Raw genomic sequence first — 255 nt, forward strand, 5'->3', positions numbered from 1 at the left:
ATTGAAATGTAGCGGAAGTCGAAAGAGTAGTTTTGGTTGTTCCAAACACAATGAGGCTTTTTAAGCAGAGGCACTGTTTCAAACTTCTTTTTCTTCCCTTTCTTAAACACACTTTTTGCATCCAAGGCAGCTTGTGCTTTTACAGCACTGGGCAAATAGGCCTCAATATCTTTGCTTGTTTTACGGGTAGGTTTTCTTTCTTCCACCATTTCCACTACAAGGGAGTTGATGGTCGAGATATATTCTTCGCTCATT

At 40.0% G+C, this 255-nt stretch carries 1 pseudogene; it reads right to left on the bottom strand.

What is annotated here, in order from left to right:
- Window positions 1-255, bottom strand: a pseudogene (locus ACYQ4S_RS12975) (hypothetical protein); the annotation flags it as partial.

This window comes from Alkalibacterium sp. s-m-28 (assembly GCF_054658175.1).